We start from the raw sequence: 16,692 nt of genomic DNA on the forward strand, positions 1-16,692 counted from the left end.
AAATTATTATTTTCGGAGATAGCCGTGAGCGATATCGAACAACGCGTAAAACAAGCAGTTGCTGAACAATTAAGTTTAGATGCTGAATCAATCAAAAATGAAGCGTCTTTTATGGACGATTTAGGTGCTGATTCTTTAGACTTAGTTGAATTAGTAATGGCTTTGGAAAATGAATTTGACATCACCATTCCTGATGAAGATTCTAACCAAATCACTACTGTTCAATCTGCGATTGATTATGTAAACGCAAAAATCTAAATTTATTTTTAGATAATGATAAAAACCGAATTCATCATGAGTTCGGTTTTTATTTTTTATCATGGATATCATGAAATTAAACTTTTAATATTGCTGATTTTTCTATACAATACAGACAATATTTTTAATTTTAGCGATGGCATTTCGCCTAAGCCAACGGAGTTTTTATGTGTGATGAGAATTTACGTAGTCATTCTGCCCCAGTATATGACGGTGTAGAAAACGCCCCAGCTCGTTCAATGATGCGTGCAGTCGGCTTTAAAGATGAAGATTTCAAAAAACCACAAATTGGTATTGCATCAACATGGGCAAACGTTACGCCGTGTAATATGCACATCGATGGCTTAGCTCGTGAAGTGGAAAAAGGCGTGAATCAAGCCAATGGTATTGGTGTGATTTTTAATACCATTACTATTTCTGATGGTATTTCTAATGGTACGGAAGGCATGAAATATTCATTGCTTTCTCGTGAAGTGATTGCCGATTCAATTGAAACAGTTGTAGGCTGTCAAGGTTTTGATGGTGTTATTGCCATTGGTGGTTGTGATAAAAATATGCCGGGGTGTGTGATGGGGCTAGCTCGCCTTAATCGTCCAGGTTTATTTATTTATGGTGGTTCGATTCGTCCAGGTGCGGGACATACCGATATTATTTCTGTCTTTGAAGCAGTGGGACAACACGCAAAAGGCGAAATCAACGAAATCCAAGTGAAACAAATTGAGGAAGTTTCAATCCCTGGACCGGGGTCATGTGGTGGTATGTACACAGCCAACACGATGGCATCAGCAATTGAAGCATTGGGCATGAGTTTACCAGGGTCATCAGCACAAGATGCGGTTTCTGATGATAAAATTGATGACTGCCAACGTGCAGGCGAAGCGGTGATGAATTTATTACGCTTAAATATCAAGCCATTAGATATCATGACTAAACCTGCATTTGAAAATGCGATTAAAGTGGTGATTGCACTAGGTGGTTCGACCAATGCTGTCTTGCACTTATTGGCAATGGCACATACCGCAGGTGTGGAATTAACCCTTGATGATTTTGTGCGTATTGGTGCAGAAACGCCAGTCGTGGCAGATGTCCGCCCATCAGGTAAATATTTGATGTCTGAATTGATTAAAATCGGTGGTATTCAACCGTTGATGAAGCGTATGCTTGATGCAGGTATGCTTGATGGTTCATGTTTAACTGTTACAGGAAAAACATTGGCAGAAAACTTGGCTGATGTACAGGATTATCCTGAGGGTCAAGAAATTATTATGCCGTTTGATAAACCAATCAAAAAAGATTCACATCTGGTGGTGTTAAAAGGTAATCTATCACCTACAGGTGCTGTCGCAAAAATTTCTGGTAAAGAAGGCTTGTATTTTGAAGGGTCGGCTCGTGTCTTTGAAGGTGAAGAAGGGGCGATGCGTGGTATTTTAGATGGTGAAGTACAAGAAGGTGAAGTGGTAGTGATTCGTGGCGAAGGTCCTAAAGGTGGACCGGGTATGCGTGAAATGCTTAAGCCAACATCAGCGATTATTGGTAAAGGTTTAGGTAAATCGGTGGCTTTAATTACTGATGGTCGTTTCTCTGGTGGTAGTCATGGTTTTGTGATTGGACACGTTACGCCTGAAGCCTATGAAGGTGGTCCAATCGGTTTAGTGAAAAATGGCGATAAAATCTCTATTAATGCCGAAACTCGTGAAATTACCCTACATATTTCTGATGAAGAGATGGCAGAACGCCGTAAAAATTGGGTCAAACCTGCTCCGAAATATAAATCTGGTGCATTGGCAAAATTTGCGAAATTGGCATCAGGTGCGGATAAAGGTGCGGTTACGGATTTGAATTTGGATATTTAATATCATCATTTAAATTCAATAGGGGCGATTCAGATTTGATTCGCCCTTTGTTAAATAGCGTTTAGAATGAAATATTTATGAATTGGTCAGGATAACATGATTATCGATACTGCTAATTATGGTTTTTGTTTATTTTCTTATGAGAAAATTCTCTCTTTTTTCGCTGAAAATAAAAAGACCAGAACCAAACAATTATTAGATTTTTTTGAAAAAAATCACGATTTTTATATTCAATCTTTAAAAACAGGTGTATGGTTTCCTATTCCACAAATTAATAGTGGCACTTATAAAATAGAAATTATCAATCATGATATAGAACATTTTTTTCATTATGATGGTTTTAATTTGGAAATAACAGATCATTATATATGGATTTGTGATATTGGTGAATTATCTAGTTTTGATAAAAGTTTATTTCAAAACACCGATGAGATTCATTATTATACATTAGATAATAAAAAGATTGTAAGTGCAATAAAAATCCCTATGAATAATGGAAAATATTTAGTTTCTATTTTTGGTTCAATGCAAAATAATGTACCATGTTTTTCATTTCAATTTAAACCTGCCAATTCTTTTGAATCTCTTAAAGACCCGAGAGAAGATGATATTTATGATTTTAATGTCAGCAATTATTTGTAATACGTAGAAAATCATAATATAGTTAGAGAACCAGAAAATCAATTTTAGAAATAAAGTTGAGAAACATCGTGTCGCAAGACGCACCATTTTGATGAAACTTGCAAAAGGTATGGAGAGATGGTATCTACTTATCATTATATCTATCTAAAAATGCTCTTACTATTTGATGTTATTCATTCAAATGTTCTGCCTTACAATTATCAACCATGTGTTTAGCATAGCGTTTACGACTAAAAATAGATGGTTTTATATGAATCAGCTGAACATTTTTATGATAAATTTTAATTTCTTGAGCACCAGCCAAACGCAACATAAATTGCGTCCATTCATAGGCTGAAATTTGATTTTTTGCTTTTAAAATATAGGCTCGGTCTGAACCATTAAAATAAAACACCAATTGATGTTTTGCATAATCGGCAATAGCATTAAAATCTGCTGACCTAATACTTAAAGCATGCCCTAAACCACTATTGACATCACACGACAATAATAAAGCATGATTATTTTTTACTCCAAAAGAATGGCAGAATATATTTGGTTTAGTCATTACCAATCTCTCACGGTTTTTACTGATTTTTCCACTTGTTTAATCAACTTAAATTTTTTGGCTTTTTCATCCCACACATTGACAAAATAGGTATATTTTTCAATATATTGGTTACTATCACCAATTTGTTCAGCATCACAATTGCGGCTAATAAATAAACGACTCTTCGGCATAAATACCACACGTTCATTATCTAATTCATTTTCCCATTCGTGCATACAACCAAAATCATATGGTGTATCTTCACCAATCGGCAAACCATACACAATACCTGTACGTTTATCAATCATTGCTCCACTTAAACAGCCTGTACCACAGCCCCAAGTACTCACCATATAATTGCCTGCAAAGCCAATTTCACCCTCTTGATGTGCCCATTTTAAACGGGTTTTAAACATTTTCCAGTCGCCTAACTTTAATGGGGCTTTTTTGCCAGTATAGATTTTTGTGGCATATTGATTAAAATCATAACCGACCATTTTTTCTGCGTGAGCTGTTGTGGTCAATACACAAAACGGAATTGCTAATAAACTTAAGATGATAGATTTACGCATTTTCTATACCTATTTTTTCATCAAACCATTCTATCCATCTAAAAAATGCTTTCTTGAAAAGAAGAGAGCATTATGATGACTATATTATCAATGAGAAATTTTTCTCTTCATTAAAAATATTCTATTGTGTAATATTTAACTGCTCTTGCATTTGCTCTAACACTTCATTACGCAATTTTTCGGTCGCCATTGGGAAACCTAATTTCGCACGAGAAAGTACATAGCTTTGTGCAATCGCACGAGCCAACGCACGCACACGCAAAATATAACGCTGACGTTCTGTTACTGAAATCGCACCACGAGCGTCAAGCAAGTTAAAAGTATGCGATGCTTTTACCACTTGCTCATAAGCAGGTAATGGCAATTGAGCTTCCATCAAACGATTTGATTCACTTTCATAAAAATCAAATAATTCAAATAATTTGTCTACAGGTGCTTGTTCAAAATTATAAGTTGATTGTTCCACTTCATTTTGATGGAATACATCTCCATAAGTAACTGTACCAAATTGACCTTTTGTCCATACCAAATCATAAACAGAATCAACACCTTGCAAATACATCGCTAAACGTTCTAAACCGTAAGTAATTTCGCCAGTTACGGGATAACATTCTACCCCACCGACTTGCTGGAAATAGGTAAATTGTGTAACTTCCATACCGTTTAGCCATACTTCCCAACCTAACCCCCACGCACCAAGTGTTGGACTTTCCCAATTATCTTCTACAAAACGAATATCATGTGTTAAAGTATCAATACCAATCGCTTTTAAAGAGTTTAAATATAACTCTTGAATATTAGCTGGGTTTGGCTTTAACACGACTTGGAATTGATAATAATGTTGTAAACGGTTTGGATTTTCGCCATAACGACCATCTTTGGGACGGCGAGATGGTTGAACATAAGCTGCATTCCAAGTTTCAGGCCCTAAAGCACGCAAAAAAGTTGCTGTATGGAATGTACCTGCACCCATTTCTAAATCATAGGGTTGTAGTACCACACAGCCCTGCTCTGCCCAATAGTTTTGTAAGGCTAAAATTAAGCCTTGAAATGTGTCAATATGTGAAATAGCTTTAGACATTGCTTATCCGTTATAAATACATAAAAATTAGGCTTATTATATGATTTTTTTAGAATGGTAGCAAAGAATTTTCAATATATACTTTACGATTTTAAATCACATATTTCAACTCGAATATGATTTTGCAAAAATCTTTTCCATGTTGCCTGAAAATCCCATTCATTACTCTAACTAATACCCAATTATCACAATTATCAATTAGCCAAAATACCTGTAAGTCATTATAATCATTGCCATTTTAAAACCATTTGACAATCAGGTATCCAAATGAACACCATTAAATCCCGTGCCGCAGTGGCATTTGCCCCCAACCAGCCCTTAAAAATCGTAGAAATTGATGTAGAACGCCCCAAAAAAGGCGAAGTTTTGGTCAAAATCACCCACACAGGCGTGTGCCACACCGATGCCTTTACCCTATCAGGGGCTGACCCCGAAGGCTTGTTCCCTGTCGTGCTTGGACACGAAGGGGCAGGCGTGGTGGTAGAAGTGGGCGAGGGCGTAACTTCTGTCAATGTGGGCGACCACGTCATTCCACTTTATACGGCAGAATGTGGCGAGTGTGAATTTTGTCAATCTAACAAAAGCAATTTGTGCGTATCGGTGCGCGCCACGCAAGGGCAAGGCGTAATGCCAGACGGCACCAGCCGTTTTTCTTATAATGGCGAGCCGATTTATCACTATATGGGCTGTTCCACTTTTAGCGAATACACGGTGGTGGCGGAGGTGTCGCTTGCCAAAATCAACCCCAAAGCCAATCCAGAGGAAATTTGCTTGCTTGGCTGTGGCGTAACCACAGGCATTGGGGCGGTGCATAATACCGCCAAAGTGCAGGCAGGCGACTCGGTGGCGGTGTTTGGCTTGGGCGGTATTGGTTTGGCGGTGATTCAAGGGGCAAAACAGGCGAACGCTGGGCGGATTTTTGCGATTGATACCAACCCTGAAAAATTTGCCCTTGCCAAAGAATTTGGGGCAACCGATTGCCTAAACCCCAAAGATTTTGACAAGCCAATCCAACAAGTGTTGATTGAAATGACCAAATGGGGCATAGACCATACTTTTGAATGTATCGGCAATGTGGAGGTAATGCGTGCGGCGTTGGAGTCGGCTCATCGTGGCTGGGGGCAGTCGGTGATTATTGGCGTGGCAGGGGCAGGACAAGAGATTAGCACTCGCCCGTTCCAGCTTGTAACAGGCAGAACTTGGAAAGGTACGGCATTTGGCGGTGTCAAAGGTCGCTCACAATTACCGCAAATGGTGGAAGACGCAATGGCTGGCAAAATCCGCCTGTCGCCTTTTGTAACGCACACAATGCCCCTTGATAAAATCAATGACGCTTTTGATTTAATGCACGAAGGGAAATCTATTCGCAGTGTGATTTATTATTGATTGTGAAATAAAAATGCCGTCTGAATGGGAAATTTGGGCGGTGTTTTTGTTTTTAGTATTGTTTATTTTTTAGACTACAACAAATTACCCCTTAATTTACCCAATATATACAACCATTAAATTCTTGACTGGTCTATGTATTTTATCACATCCTCAAGAAGACTTTTTTCAAATGAACTTAAATCTAATTCTGATAAATCCAACCTTAATAAACTATCCATAGCTATATCCATAGATTCGGTTTCCAATCTATCACTTAATCTTTCAGCTAATGGCAATGGCAACCCGTATTCATCTAAAGCAATTAATGCAGGGTCTAGGAATAAATTTTCAACCTGTCCACAATAGAAAGAATAATCCGCTTTTTCTAAACCAAGTTTATTGGCAACATCATTTTGTATTCTACAAACAGCCATTGCCAATCTAGGAAAATGAAATTGAGCCCAGTTTCTAATAAAATCCAAAACGCATTCTATGATTTCATCGGTTGATTTTTGATTTTGGTATCTATTTAAATCTGATAAAATGATTTGGCTAATAGAATTATTTCTGAGTTGATTTATTTTAAATGCTAACACTCTAAATGTGAAAATAAGCTTGTTAGGGTCTCCTTTTTTGAAGAACTCCCAAATAATTTGACATAGTAATTCTAGCTGCGAGTACTCTGGATAACCCTCCCAAGCCAAACTAGATACAATTTTAGCATTATTAAGTAAAAACTTTGCTAATTTAACCTGTAATTCGGGCTCTATTCCAGCATTGCTCTTTATTGTCTCTAAACTCAAAAAATCTTCAGAATAATATTTTTCTACTCTTTTCCAAGAATCATCTGTCATATCATCTTTATCTAATTGGATAATCAAGGATTCCGTTGTATTTTTGGGGTTTTGCGCAAATAATGGCATTTCAATAAGTGGTAAACTCTCTTGTGGAGGGTCATTAAAGAGATAAACCTTTCCAATAAAATGCTTAAACATTCTACCAGAACGACCTTTTATATTATTAAATGTAAAGAAATCATACTTTTGGCTTGCAATTTTATTGTCTAAAATAATAACATTTTTAGCTTTGGTATTTACCCCCTCTATTAGTGTAGAAGTGCAAATTAAAAATGGAAGTTTTCCTTCATTAAAACCTTTTATACACAAATGAGCTAAGGCTCGTGGGATTTTACCATGATGTATGCCAATGCCATATTTTAAACCTTTAACAAAAGTCCAATCCTCATGATAATGCTCAGCAACCCATTCAGAGGCTTCTTGCAATCCCTCTCCTTTCCAAGTTAAATTTTCTATCAGTAAATTTGCAATTTCTCTTGCTCTGTTTGGTGAGGCACAGTAAATCAGGGTAGAATCTTGAATGTTATTGCAAAGTTCAATTAATTTGTTGCTTGCATTTTTCTTTTTGGTTTTGACCCGAATTAATTCGGTTACAACGGTGGCATAATCTGTGCGGATAAATCTACAATTTACCTTTTCTGGCAATGCCTCAGAAATATTTTCAATATTTGGACCAAGCAAATAAAACTGTTTAGATTTTTTATGTAATTTATAAAAAGCGTGATTCAAGGTCATCGCTCTTTCACCCTCTTCTTTTCTGGGTTCTAATTTATAAAATTCATCAATAATAAATATATCAAAATTTGGCAAGTTAGGGAAATCCACTACTCTTTCTTGGGTTAGTATGAAAATATTTTTTTCTTCTAATTGTTGTGATGCGTGTGTGATGATTTTATAGACACAGTTAAGTCCAAAAATCCTTCTTCTTGTTTCATCTATTAATGCAATGGTTGGCACAACAATAATGATATTTTGAAATTTTTTACTCTCAACCAAAGAATCAATCAAAGCACTTTTTCCAAAGCTGGTTGGGGCACTCAATATCACATTTTCACCATTCATTAAATGTTGAAAAACTTCATATTGAACACGGTGAAAAACAACGCCTTCATTAGAGAAGTCTTGGCTTTCTATATCGTTATTTAATAATGCTGGTCTATGAATTTCTCTAATAATTGCTTCTTTTGTAGTTAATAAGCTGATATCCAAATAGGGATATAGCCCAAAATGTTGAATTAGACCGTTAATTACTTCCAAAAAGCCACTAAATTCTTCTTTTCTATCCAAAACCCGCAATAGAAGTAATTGAATCTGGTTATTGTCTGGTTCAGTACTTGCTAGAAAACATAGAGATTGTAAAATGTCAAAAGCAATCTCTTGATTGATTTTTTCAGTAGATTTTAATTCTTTCTCAATTTGACTAATATTAAGCATTATTGCAACCCCTTTAATTGATTATCCAACTCTTCAATAAGAATCTTTTTGTCTTGTAATGGAATTAAAAATAAGTGGATTTTTACAGATAATCCATCCGGAATTTTATCTTCTAAATATTTCCTAACAGACATAACCTCTTCAAGAGCTTGCTGTTTAAAATCGTCAGTGACTTTATTGTGTTCGCTTAAAACTTTACTATTGTAAGTTACTAAAATAGGAATGCATACACAATCAAATAAAACATCGAGAGAAGTATTTTGGTGTAATACCTCCTTTAATTTTTCATAAAATGGGTGTCCTTCATCAAGTTTATTTGCAATGAGCATTTTTTCGTTTCTGAGGTAATCTAATTTTGTATGCTCGCTAATTTCTTTAATAACCTCTCTGATGGCTCCCTGGTAATCATCATAGAATTTCACTTCGCCTAACCATAATTCCCATTTTTCATCATTTTGAACAACATGAACCGCATCAAATCCTTTAACTGTATTATTAACAGAATCTTTGAAAAATATTTTACTAATTACAGGAACAGATTGATAAACTTGCCGTAATGCAATATGCAGAAAAATTTCGCCAAATTCTCCACGATTACCATATTTATCTGTTTGATAGACCATCCGAGCTGCTTGTTTGATCATACTAAGAGCATTGCCTGATTGTAATTGGATAAGTTCTTTAAAATTGAAACAAAATTCAGGTAGCCAGTTCATTGTATGTTCTGCTAATTGAGCGGAACGCCATTTTCCTCCTTCATAACCTGCACAGAGTGCAGAAATACTTGGAGTTACATCAAGATTATGCACTCGTAGTTCCAAAAATGATTCTGGCGGGTCAGGATAGTTCATAAAATTGGTAGGTCGAAAATAAGAGAGGGTTTATTATACTATAAATACAATAGATTATGCCAATTTCAACCTAGTTATCACAAACACTAATACCCACATATCACAATTATCAATTTTTATAATAAATCAAATCCTTGTATAATAAGCAAATTTAACAAGTAAAACACAGAGTAAACCAATGAAACAATTAACCACCCACCGCATTTTCAACGGCGAACAACAACTCTGGCAACATTTTTCAGGCAGCCTAAATTGTGAAATGAAATTTGCCATTTATCTACCCGATACCGCTAAACATCAAAAATTGCCTGTACTCTACTGGCTATCAGGCTTAACCTGCACCGAGCAAAATTTCATTACCAAATCAGGCTATCAACGCTATGCCGATGAGCATAATGTCATCGTTGTCGCCCCTGACACATCGCCACGAGGCGAGAGCGTGGCGGACGATACGGCTTATGATTTGGGGCAGGGGGCAGGATTTTATCTGAATGCCACACAGGGCGAGTGGGCAAGGCACTATCAAATGTATGATTATATTGCGACAGAATTGCCAACTTTGATTAACGAGCATTTCCCCACCAATGGCAAACAATCCATTTTTGGGCATTCAATGGGCGGGCACGGTGCTTTGACCACTGCCCTTAAAAATTTGGAGCATTATCAAAGCGTTTCGGCATTTTCGCCCATTGTTGCACCCAGTTCTGTGGCTTGGGGACAAAAGGCATTTTTAGCTTATCTGGGCGATGACAAACAGGCGTGGGCGGATTATGACAGCGTGGCGTTATTAGAAAAACATCATCTTGCGATTAAACAAAAAAATCTACCCATTTTGATTGAACAGGGCGATAAAGATGAGTTTTTGCACACGCAGTTAAAGCCAGAATTATTTTGTCAAATGGCGGATAAATTGGGCATCAATTATCAATATGATTTACAGGCAGGCTTTGACCATTCTTATTATTTTATTGCCAGTTTTATTGGTAAGCATATTGCTTTTCACGCCAAGAATTTAAAATAATTTTTATCTGAAAAAACACCGTTTATCATAAAAACGGTGTTTTTATTTTTCAGGCAGCCTAAAATATCCATATGATTTTGTTGTATTTTACGCTAAAATAAACCCATTTATATTCTCGCTACACCTAAGCGTAAGTATTTTAAGGAAACCCCCCAATGAACAAACAACAACTCGCCGCCAAACTTTGGGCGTCAGCCAACGACTTGCGTGGCAAAATGGACGCCAGCGAATACAAAAACTACATTTTGGGCTTTTTGTTTTACAAATTTTTGTCCGAATACGAAGTTGGCTACCTTGCCAAAGAATACGAGATGACCCTTGACGACTTGGACGATGACAACATTGACACCCTAAAATCAGACTTGGGCTACTACATCGCCAAAGGCGACTTGTACAGCACTTGGATTGCCAATATCAAGGGCGGAAATTGGCGAATCAGCAATGTAACAGACGCACTTTCCCATTTTCGTCAAAACCTAGACCCACACCAAAAAGAAGATTTTGAAGGGATTTTTGACGATGTCAATTTAACTTCCGAAAAACTTGGCTCAAACGCCAGCGAAAAAGAATCTGCTGTGCGTAAACTTTTGGTATTGCTTGATGATATTAACATTTCTAGCAACACCGATTACGATACTTTTGGTTTTATTTATGAATACTTGATTGCCCAATTTGCGATGAGTTCGGGCAAAAAAGCAGGCGAGTTTTACACCCCGCACCAAGTTTCGCAAATTATGGCAAGCATTGTCGCCAATGAAATTCGTGATAAAGACAAACCCACCGTGTACGACCCGACCGCAGGTTCAGGCTCTTTGCTTTTGACTTTGGGTTCGGCAATCTCGCCCAAACAACGCAACCAAATCAAATATTACGGTCAAGAAAACAACTCCACCACCTACAACATCGCCAGAATGAACCTTTTAATGCGTGGCGTAAGCCCTGCCAATATGGTTTTGCATAATGCCGACACGCTCAAAGAAGACTGGCCAAACGGCATTATCAGCGGCAAAGACGACCCCTTATTTGTGGACGCAGTCGTTGCCAATCCGCCTTATTCTGCCAAATGGGAAGCATCCGAAAACCAGCTCAAAGACCCACGCTACCGTGATTATGGCGTTGCCCCTGCCACCAAAGCCGATTATGCCTTTTTGCTCCATTCGCTGTATCACTTAAAACCTGACGGGGTAATGGCGATTGTCTTGCCACACGGTGTGCTGTTTCGTGGCAACGAAGAAGAAAAAATCCGCACCAAATTGTTGCAGCGTGGACAAATTGATGCAGTCATCGGCTTGCCAGCAGGGATTTTTACCAACACAGGCATTCCGACCATCATTGTGATTTTGCGTAAACAAAGCAAACACAACAATGTGCTGTTTATTGATGCCTCAAATGGCTATCGCAAAGAAAAAAATACCAATGTTTTGCGTGAACAAGACATCAAAAAAATCCTAGACACCTACATCGCACGGCAAAATGTGGACGGCTATGCCCACCTTGCCAACTTGGACGAAATTCGTGCCAATGGCTTTAATCTCAATATTCCACGCTATGTTACGCCTGTTGGCAACGATGACAGCCAGTCCATTGAAGCCCATTTAAAAGGCGGCATTCCGCTTGAAGATATGGCTCGCTTTGTCCCATTTTGGCAAAAATTCCCCAACATTTCGCCCAAATTATGGCAAGAAATTCGACCCAATTTTGTCAAATTAAGCGTCAAAACAGACCAAATTTTTGACATCATCAATCAAGACCACGATTATGGGCGTTATATCAATGACTTGGAGCAACAAATCACCGCTTGGCAACACGATTTTGCCCACGCCTTGACAGCAGACAAACCGCTTGACGAAGACGACTTTACCCTAGCTTTTGAAAATGCCGAAAACCGCCTATTTGAACTTTTCAGGCTGTCTGAATTTAGCGACCCTTATCACGCCTATCAATCGCTGATTGATGTGTGGCACAGCACGATTTTGCCTGATTTGCTCATTTTGTCGGACGAGGCAGGGGCGGACGATGATGAAGAATTGGCAAATTTGATTAGTGAAAATGGCTTTTATAAAGCCAGACGGCTTGTCCCCAATATGGTAATGAAGGGTAAAAACGAAGTACAAGACGGTGTTAAAGGCGAACTTTTGTCCAAGCAAATGATTGGTTATGTGTTTTTTGCTGATGAAATTGGTGAGATTGACCACCTAAAACAAAGCCTTGATGAGATTGAAGAACGTCAAGCCGAACGCCTTGCCAACATTGCCGATACCGCATTGGCGGATTATCTGAATGACAAAGAAAAATTGGACGAAAAATCTTATAAAGCCATAGAAAAAGATTTAAAAACAATGCGTAAGGACGATGAAAATTTTGAGCTGTTATCCGAAAGTTTGACGGATTTTCAGGCTGCCAAAACATTAAAAGCCCAGCTTAAAACCAAAGAGCCTGCCTTAAATAGCAAAATTGAACAGCAATATCAAACACTTGATTTGCCAACCATTAAACGCTTGCTCATTCAAAAATGGTTTGGTGAATTGGCAAACAATTTAAGCGATGTTGGGCAAAGTTATGCCAAAACGGTCGCCAATCAGCTTAAAGTGCTGGACGAACGCTATGCCGACACGCTAGAAGACATTCGCCGTCAAAGACAGCAGGCGGAAAATGCATTTTGGGCAATGGCAAATCAATTGATTGGAGGTGTGTGATGAGCGAGCGTAAAGTGCCTAAATTGCGATTTGCTGGATTTACTGATGATTGGAAACAGCGAAAGTTGGGGGAAGTCCTTTTAGTTAGAAATGAGTTTGCCGAACAACATTATTTTAAAATAGATATTGAATTGGAAAATTTAGAGCCTGAAACAGGTCGTTTAATCGGGGATTTGTCAATCCGAACAAAGACCAATTCTATTTTCAAAAAGGGCGATATATTATTTGGTAGATTAAGACCATATTTGAAAAAATGGCATTTAGCTCAAACTAACGGCTTGAAAAGTGGGGAAATTTGGGCTTTTTATTCAACTGACGAATTTTGTAGAAATTTTATCTATTTATTGGTACAAACCGAAAATTTTTTGAAAATAGCCAATATTTCCGCAGGAACAAAAATGCCAAGAGCGGATTGGAATTTGATTTCACAAATGTCAATTTTCGTCCCAACCCTGCCCGAACAACAAGCCATAGGCGAGTTTTTTAAACAGCTAGATGACACCATCGCTTTTCATCAGCGTGAGTGGGAAAAGTACAAAAATTTAAAAATTTCGTACTTGGAAAAGATGTTTCCCCAAGAAAATGAGAATAAACCGCAATTACGCTTTCCTAATTTTACTGACGCTTGGAAACAGCGAAAGTTGGGGGAAGTTGTTTTTCAAATTAAGTCTTATTCATTATCAAGAAATGTTGAGACAAATAAAGATACAGGATTTAAATATGTCCACTATGGCGATATTCATAGGAATATTGCAAAATTATTATCATCTGAAAATAATTTACCTAGCATTCAAAAAGGTAATTATGAATTTTTACAAAAGGGAGATTTGGTTATTGCCGATGCGTCAGAAGACTATGAAGGTATCGGAAATTCTTGTCTAATTGATTGTTTTTTATCAAGAAATATTGTAGCGGGTTTGCATACAATTGCTTTAAGACCAACAGAAGTTAATTCGCTGTTTTTATATTATCTTTTGCATACAGATATTTTTTTACAATACGGAAAAGTTATCGCCACAGGTACAAAAGTTTTTGGAATTACCGCAAAAAACTTATTAAATTTTGAATTTAATTTACCAAGTGAAACCGAACAACAAGCCATAGGCGAGTTTTTTAAACAGCTAGACAACACCATCGCTTTTCATCAGCGTGAGTTAGAAAAGTATAAAAACCTTAAAAATGGCTATCTAAAACAGATGTTTGTATAAAAAATGTTAAGAAGTGGTATATTTTATTACATAGATTAACAATAATTAACTCATTGGCAAGAATTGCTTTTTGCCAATGAGTCATTGCATTTTTATATCAAAAATAACTTATTGATAATAAAGATATTTTTATTTTTGGTATAAATAGCACATTCCCATATTTACGCTTGGAAACAGCGAAAGTTGGGGGAAGTTGTTTTTCAAATTAAGTCTTATTCATTATCAAGAAATGTTGAGACAAATAAAGATACAGGATTTAAATATGTCCACTATGGCGATATTCATAGGAATATTGCAAAATTATTATCATCTGAAAATAATTTACCTAGCATTCAAAAAGGTAATTATGAATTTTTACAAAAGGGAGATTTGGTTATTGCCGATGCGTCAGAAGACTATGAAGGTATCGGAAATTCTTGTCTAATTGATTGTTTTTTATCAAGAAATATTGTAGCGGGTTTGCATACAATCGCTTTAAGACCAACAGAAGTTAATTCGCTGTTTTTATATTATCTTTTGCATACAGATATTTTTTCACAATACGGAAAAGTTATCGCAACAGGTACAAAAGTTTTTGGAATTACCGCAAAAAACTTATTAAATTTTGAATTTAATTTACCAAGTGAAACCGAACAACAAGCCATTGGCGAGTTTTTCAGGCAGCTAGACGACACCATCGCTTTTCATCAGCGTACGCAAAAAAAGTATCAAAATCTCAAAAAATCTTACCTTGAAAAAATGTTCGCCAAAATTAATTACGCTTGGAAACAGCGAAAGTTGGGAGAGATTGGGGAATACAACCCAAATGGCTTAATTCCTAATGAGTTTTTTTATGTTGATTTAGAATGCGTTATCGGTACAGAATTATTATTTTTTAAGCGTTATAACAAAGAAAATGCACCGTCCAGAGCTCAAAGGCTAGCAAAAAAAGGTGATGTATTTTTTCAGGCTGTCCGTCCTTACCAAAAAAATAACTATTTATTTGATTTAAATGAAGATAATTTCATTTTTTCAACAGGATATATTCAAATTAGACCTAGTTTAGATAGTTATTTTTTGTTGAGTAGTTTGCAAAATCAACATTTTGTAGATAGTGTTATGGAGCATTCAACAGGTACAAGTTACCCTGCAATAAATACAACTGATTTTAAAAAATTAGAGATATTTATTCCACCTACAAAAGCCGAACAACAAGCCATTGGCGAGTTTTTCAGACAGCTAGACGACACCATCGCTTTTCATCAGCGTGAGTTAGAAAAGTATCAACAATTAAAGCAGGTTTTGCTTGACCAACTTTTTGTGTAAGTTTATGTAAATTTCACCAAAATATGCTATGATAATAGGTGATTTGTAGGGGCAAATTATATTTACCCTAAACACTATGCAAATGTACAAAATTGAAATTATGGTCTTTTTTGTGTGTAAATAGGGCGAATATCATTCGCCCCTACGCAAAAATTTGGAATTATTGTAGGGGAAAATCACATTTGCCCTAAACACTATGCAAATGTACAAAATTGAAATTATGGTCTTTTTTTGTGTAAATAGGGCGAATATCATTCGCCCCTACGCAAAAATTGAAATTATAGGGGGCAAATCACATTTGTCTAAAATATCACATCAAAATCGTGGTAAATATTGTATGGAATGAATATTCGCAATGCGAATATTATACAGGGCGAATATCATTCGCCCCTACACCAAAAATCTGAAATCGTAGGATAAATCATATTCCCCAAAAATATCATAAGGCACATCAATGAATCAATACAATCCAAATATTCATAAAAGGCGTTCTATGCGTCTTAAAAATTATGATTACGCTCAAGAAGGTTTGTATTTTATTACCATTTGTTGTAAGGATAAAATGCACTTTTTTGGTGAGATTGTTGATAACAAGATGATTTTAAATGACATTGGTCAGGTTGTGGAGCAATGCTGGCATAGCATACCCAGCCATTTTCCCAATATAGTTTTACATCATTTTGTGGTAATGCCCAATCATATTCATGGTGTCATTGAAATTATATTTAATGCAAATCATCACAGTTTTATGGCAAAAAATGACAATTTACCCCAACAGTCCAAACAAAAAATTCATGGTACATCAAAAACGATTGGTTCTATTGTGCGTGGATTTAAAACAGGTGTTACCCAATGGGCAAGGCAAAATACCGATATTTACGATATTTGGCAACGCAATTATCACGACCATATTATTCGCAATGAAACATCGTATTTAAAAATTTGTGAATATATTGAAAATAATCCATTAAAATGGCAAGATGATTGTTTTTATTCATAATATTGTTGAATAAATAC

At 36.6% G+C, this 16,692-nt stretch carries 14 protein-coding genes; 9 read left to right on the plus strand and 5 right to left on the minus strand.

Going from position 1 to position 16,692, the window contains the following annotated elements; all coding sequences use genetic code 11:
* Positions 1-24: 24 nt before the first annotated feature.
* The 3 genes from acpP to LU301_RS09340 all read left to right on the plus strand — a co-directional run bounded on the left by acpP (position 25) and on the right by LU301_RS09340 (position 2,753).
* Positions 25-258, plus strand: a complete 234-nt coding sequence (gene acpP, locus LU301_RS09330) for an acyl carrier protein (RefSeq protein ID WP_305270175.1) — start codon at positions 25-27, stop codon at positions 256-258.
* 167 nt (positions 259-425) lie between these two features.
* A complete protein-coding gene (gene ilvD, locus LU301_RS09335) occupies positions 426-2,111 on the plus strand; it encodes a dihydroxy-acid dehydratase (protein ID WP_305270177.1) in 1,686 nt (561 codons plus the stop codon).
* A 96-nt stretch (positions 2,112-2,207) separates the two neighbouring features.
* Positions 2,208-2,753, plus strand: a complete 546-nt coding sequence (locus tag LU301_RS09340; RefSeq protein ID WP_305270179.1) for a hypothetical protein — start codon at positions 2,208-2,210, stop codon at positions 2,751-2,753.
* A gap of 169 nt (positions 2,754-2,922) precedes the next feature.
* Here the strand turns inward: LU301_RS09340 and LU301_RS09345 are convergent, their stop codons facing one another.
* From LU301_RS09345 to glyQ, 3 genes are all read right to left on the minus strand, one after another.
* Positions 2,923-3,300: a hypothetical protein gene (locus LU301_RS09345; RefSeq protein ID WP_305270181.1), complete on the minus strand. Its 378-nt coding sequence runs from the start codon at positions 3,298-3,300 to the stop codon at positions 2,923-2,925.
* Complete coding sequence (locus tag LU301_RS09350) at positions 3,300-3,854, minus strand: hypothetical protein (RefSeq protein ID WP_305270183.1); 555 nt, start codon at positions 3,852-3,854, stop codon at positions 3,300-3,302. The genes LU301_RS09345 and LU301_RS09350 overlap by 1 nt, the downstream gene beginning before the upstream one ends.
* A 121-nt stretch (positions 3,855-3,975) precedes the next feature.
* Complete coding sequence (glyQ, locus tag LU301_RS09355) at positions 3,976-4,935, minus strand: glycine--tRNA ligase subunit alpha (protein ID WP_305270184.1); 960 nt, start codon at positions 4,933-4,935, stop codon at positions 3,976-3,978.
* Between the two features lie 276 nt (positions 4,936-5,211).
* Here glyQ and LU301_RS09360 point away from each other — a divergent pair, with 276 nt between their 5' ends.
* Positions 5,212-6,321 (plus strand): S-(hydroxymethyl)glutathione dehydrogenase/class III alcohol dehydrogenase, encoded by a 1,110-nt coding sequence (locus LU301_RS09360; RefSeq protein WP_305274042.1) that lies wholly within the window; start codon positions 5,212-5,214, stop codon positions 6,319-6,321.
* Positions 6,322-6,437: 116 nt separating this feature from the next.
* Here LU301_RS09360 and LU301_RS09365 read toward each other — a convergent pair whose 3' ends face one another.
* Both LU301_RS09365 and LU301_RS09370 read right to left on the minus strand, forming a co-directional pair.
* The gene (locus LU301_RS09365; RefSeq protein ID WP_305270186.1) at positions 6,438-8,594 is read right to left on the minus strand and encodes a DEAD/DEAH box helicase; all 2,157 of its coding nucleotides are present in this window, start codon (positions 8,592-8,594) and stop codon (positions 6,438-6,440) included.
* Entirely contained in the window at positions 8,594-9,403 is an 810-nt protein-coding gene (locus LU301_RS09370; RefSeq protein ID WP_305270188.1) for a HamA C-terminal domain-containing protein, read from the minus strand. The genes LU301_RS09365 and LU301_RS09370 overlap by 1 nt, the downstream gene beginning before the upstream one ends.
* A gap of 220 nt (positions 9,404-9,623) precedes the next feature.
* On the opposite strand from LU301_RS09370, the gene fghA reads away from it, so the two are divergent.
* The 5 genes from fghA to LU301_RS09395 all read left to right on the plus strand — a co-directional run bounded on the left by fghA (position 9,624) and on the right by LU301_RS09395 (position 16,675).
* Complete coding sequence (gene fghA / locus LU301_RS09375) at positions 9,624-10,466, plus strand: S-formylglutathione hydrolase (RefSeq protein WP_305270190.1); 843 nt, start codon at positions 9,624-9,626, stop codon at positions 10,464-10,466.
* Positions 10,467-10,621: 155 nt separating this feature from the next.
* The gene (locus LU301_RS09380) at positions 10,622-13,162 is read left to right on the plus strand and encodes a type I restriction-modification system subunit M (protein ID WP_305270192.1); all 2,541 of its coding nucleotides are present in this window, start codon (positions 10,622-10,624) and stop codon (positions 13,160-13,162) included.
* Positions 13,162-14,370, plus strand: coding sequence for a restriction endonuclease subunit S (locus LU301_RS09385; RefSeq protein ID WP_305270194.1), 1,209 nt, complete (start codon positions 13,162-13,164; stop codon positions 14,368-14,370). The genes LU301_RS09380 and LU301_RS09385 overlap by 1 nt, the downstream gene beginning before the upstream one ends.
* A 183-nt stretch (positions 14,371-14,553) precedes the next feature.
* Positions 14,554-15,675, plus strand: a complete 1,122-nt coding sequence (locus LU301_RS09390; RefSeq protein WP_305270196.1) for a restriction endonuclease subunit S — start codon at positions 14,554-14,556, stop codon at positions 15,673-15,675.
* A gap of 493 nt (positions 15,676-16,168) precedes the next feature.
* Complete coding sequence (locus LU301_RS09395; RefSeq protein ID WP_305270199.1) at positions 16,169-16,675, plus strand: transposase; 507 nt, start codon at positions 16,169-16,171, stop codon at positions 16,673-16,675.
* The last annotated feature ends 17 nt before the right edge of the window (positions 16,676-16,692 follow it).

It is taken from the genome of Moraxella sp. ZY210820 (assembly GCF_030674635.1).
Classification (GTDB): Bacteria; Pseudomonadota; Gammaproteobacteria; order Pseudomonadales; family Moraxellaceae; genus Acinetobacter.

Bases quoted from the DNA above. Each gene is read 5' to 3' on its own strand.
- ilvD (WP_305270177.1), top strand. From the start codon at position 426: ATGTGTGATGAGAATTTACGTAGTCATTCTGCCCCAGTATATGACGGT.
- LU301_RS09340 (WP_305270179.1), top strand. From the start codon at position 2,208: ATGATTATCGATACTGCTAATTATGGTTTTTGTTTATTTTCTTATGAG.
- LU301_RS09345 (WP_305270181.1), bottom strand. From the start codon at position 3,300: ATGACTAAACCAAATATATTCTGCCATTCTTTTGGAGTAAAAAATAAT.
- LU301_RS09350 (WP_305270183.1), bottom strand. From the start codon at position 3,854: ATGCGTAAATCTATCATCTTAAGTTTATTAGCAATTCCGTTTTGTGTA.
- glyQ (WP_305270184.1), bottom strand. From the start codon at position 4,935: ATGTCTAAAGCTATTTCACATATTGACACATTTCAAGGCTTAATTTTA.
- LU301_RS09365 (WP_305270186.1), bottom strand. From the start codon at position 8,594: ATGCTTAATATTAGTCAAATTGAGAAAGAATTAAAATCTACTGAAAAA.
- fghA (WP_305270190.1), top strand. From the start codon at position 9,624: ATGAAACAATTAACCACCCACCGCATTTTCAACGGCGAACAACAACTC.
- LU301_RS09380 (WP_305270192.1), top strand. From the start codon at position 10,622: ATGAACAAACAACAACTCGCCGCCAAACTTTGGGCGTCAGCCAACGAC.
- LU301_RS09385 (WP_305270194.1), top strand. From the start codon at position 13,162: ATGAGCGAGCGTAAAGTGCCTAAATTGCGATTTGCTGGATTTACTGAT.
- LU301_RS09395 (WP_305270199.1), top strand. From the start codon at position 16,169: ATGCGTCTTAAAAATTATGATTACGCTCAAGAAGGTTTGTATTTTATT.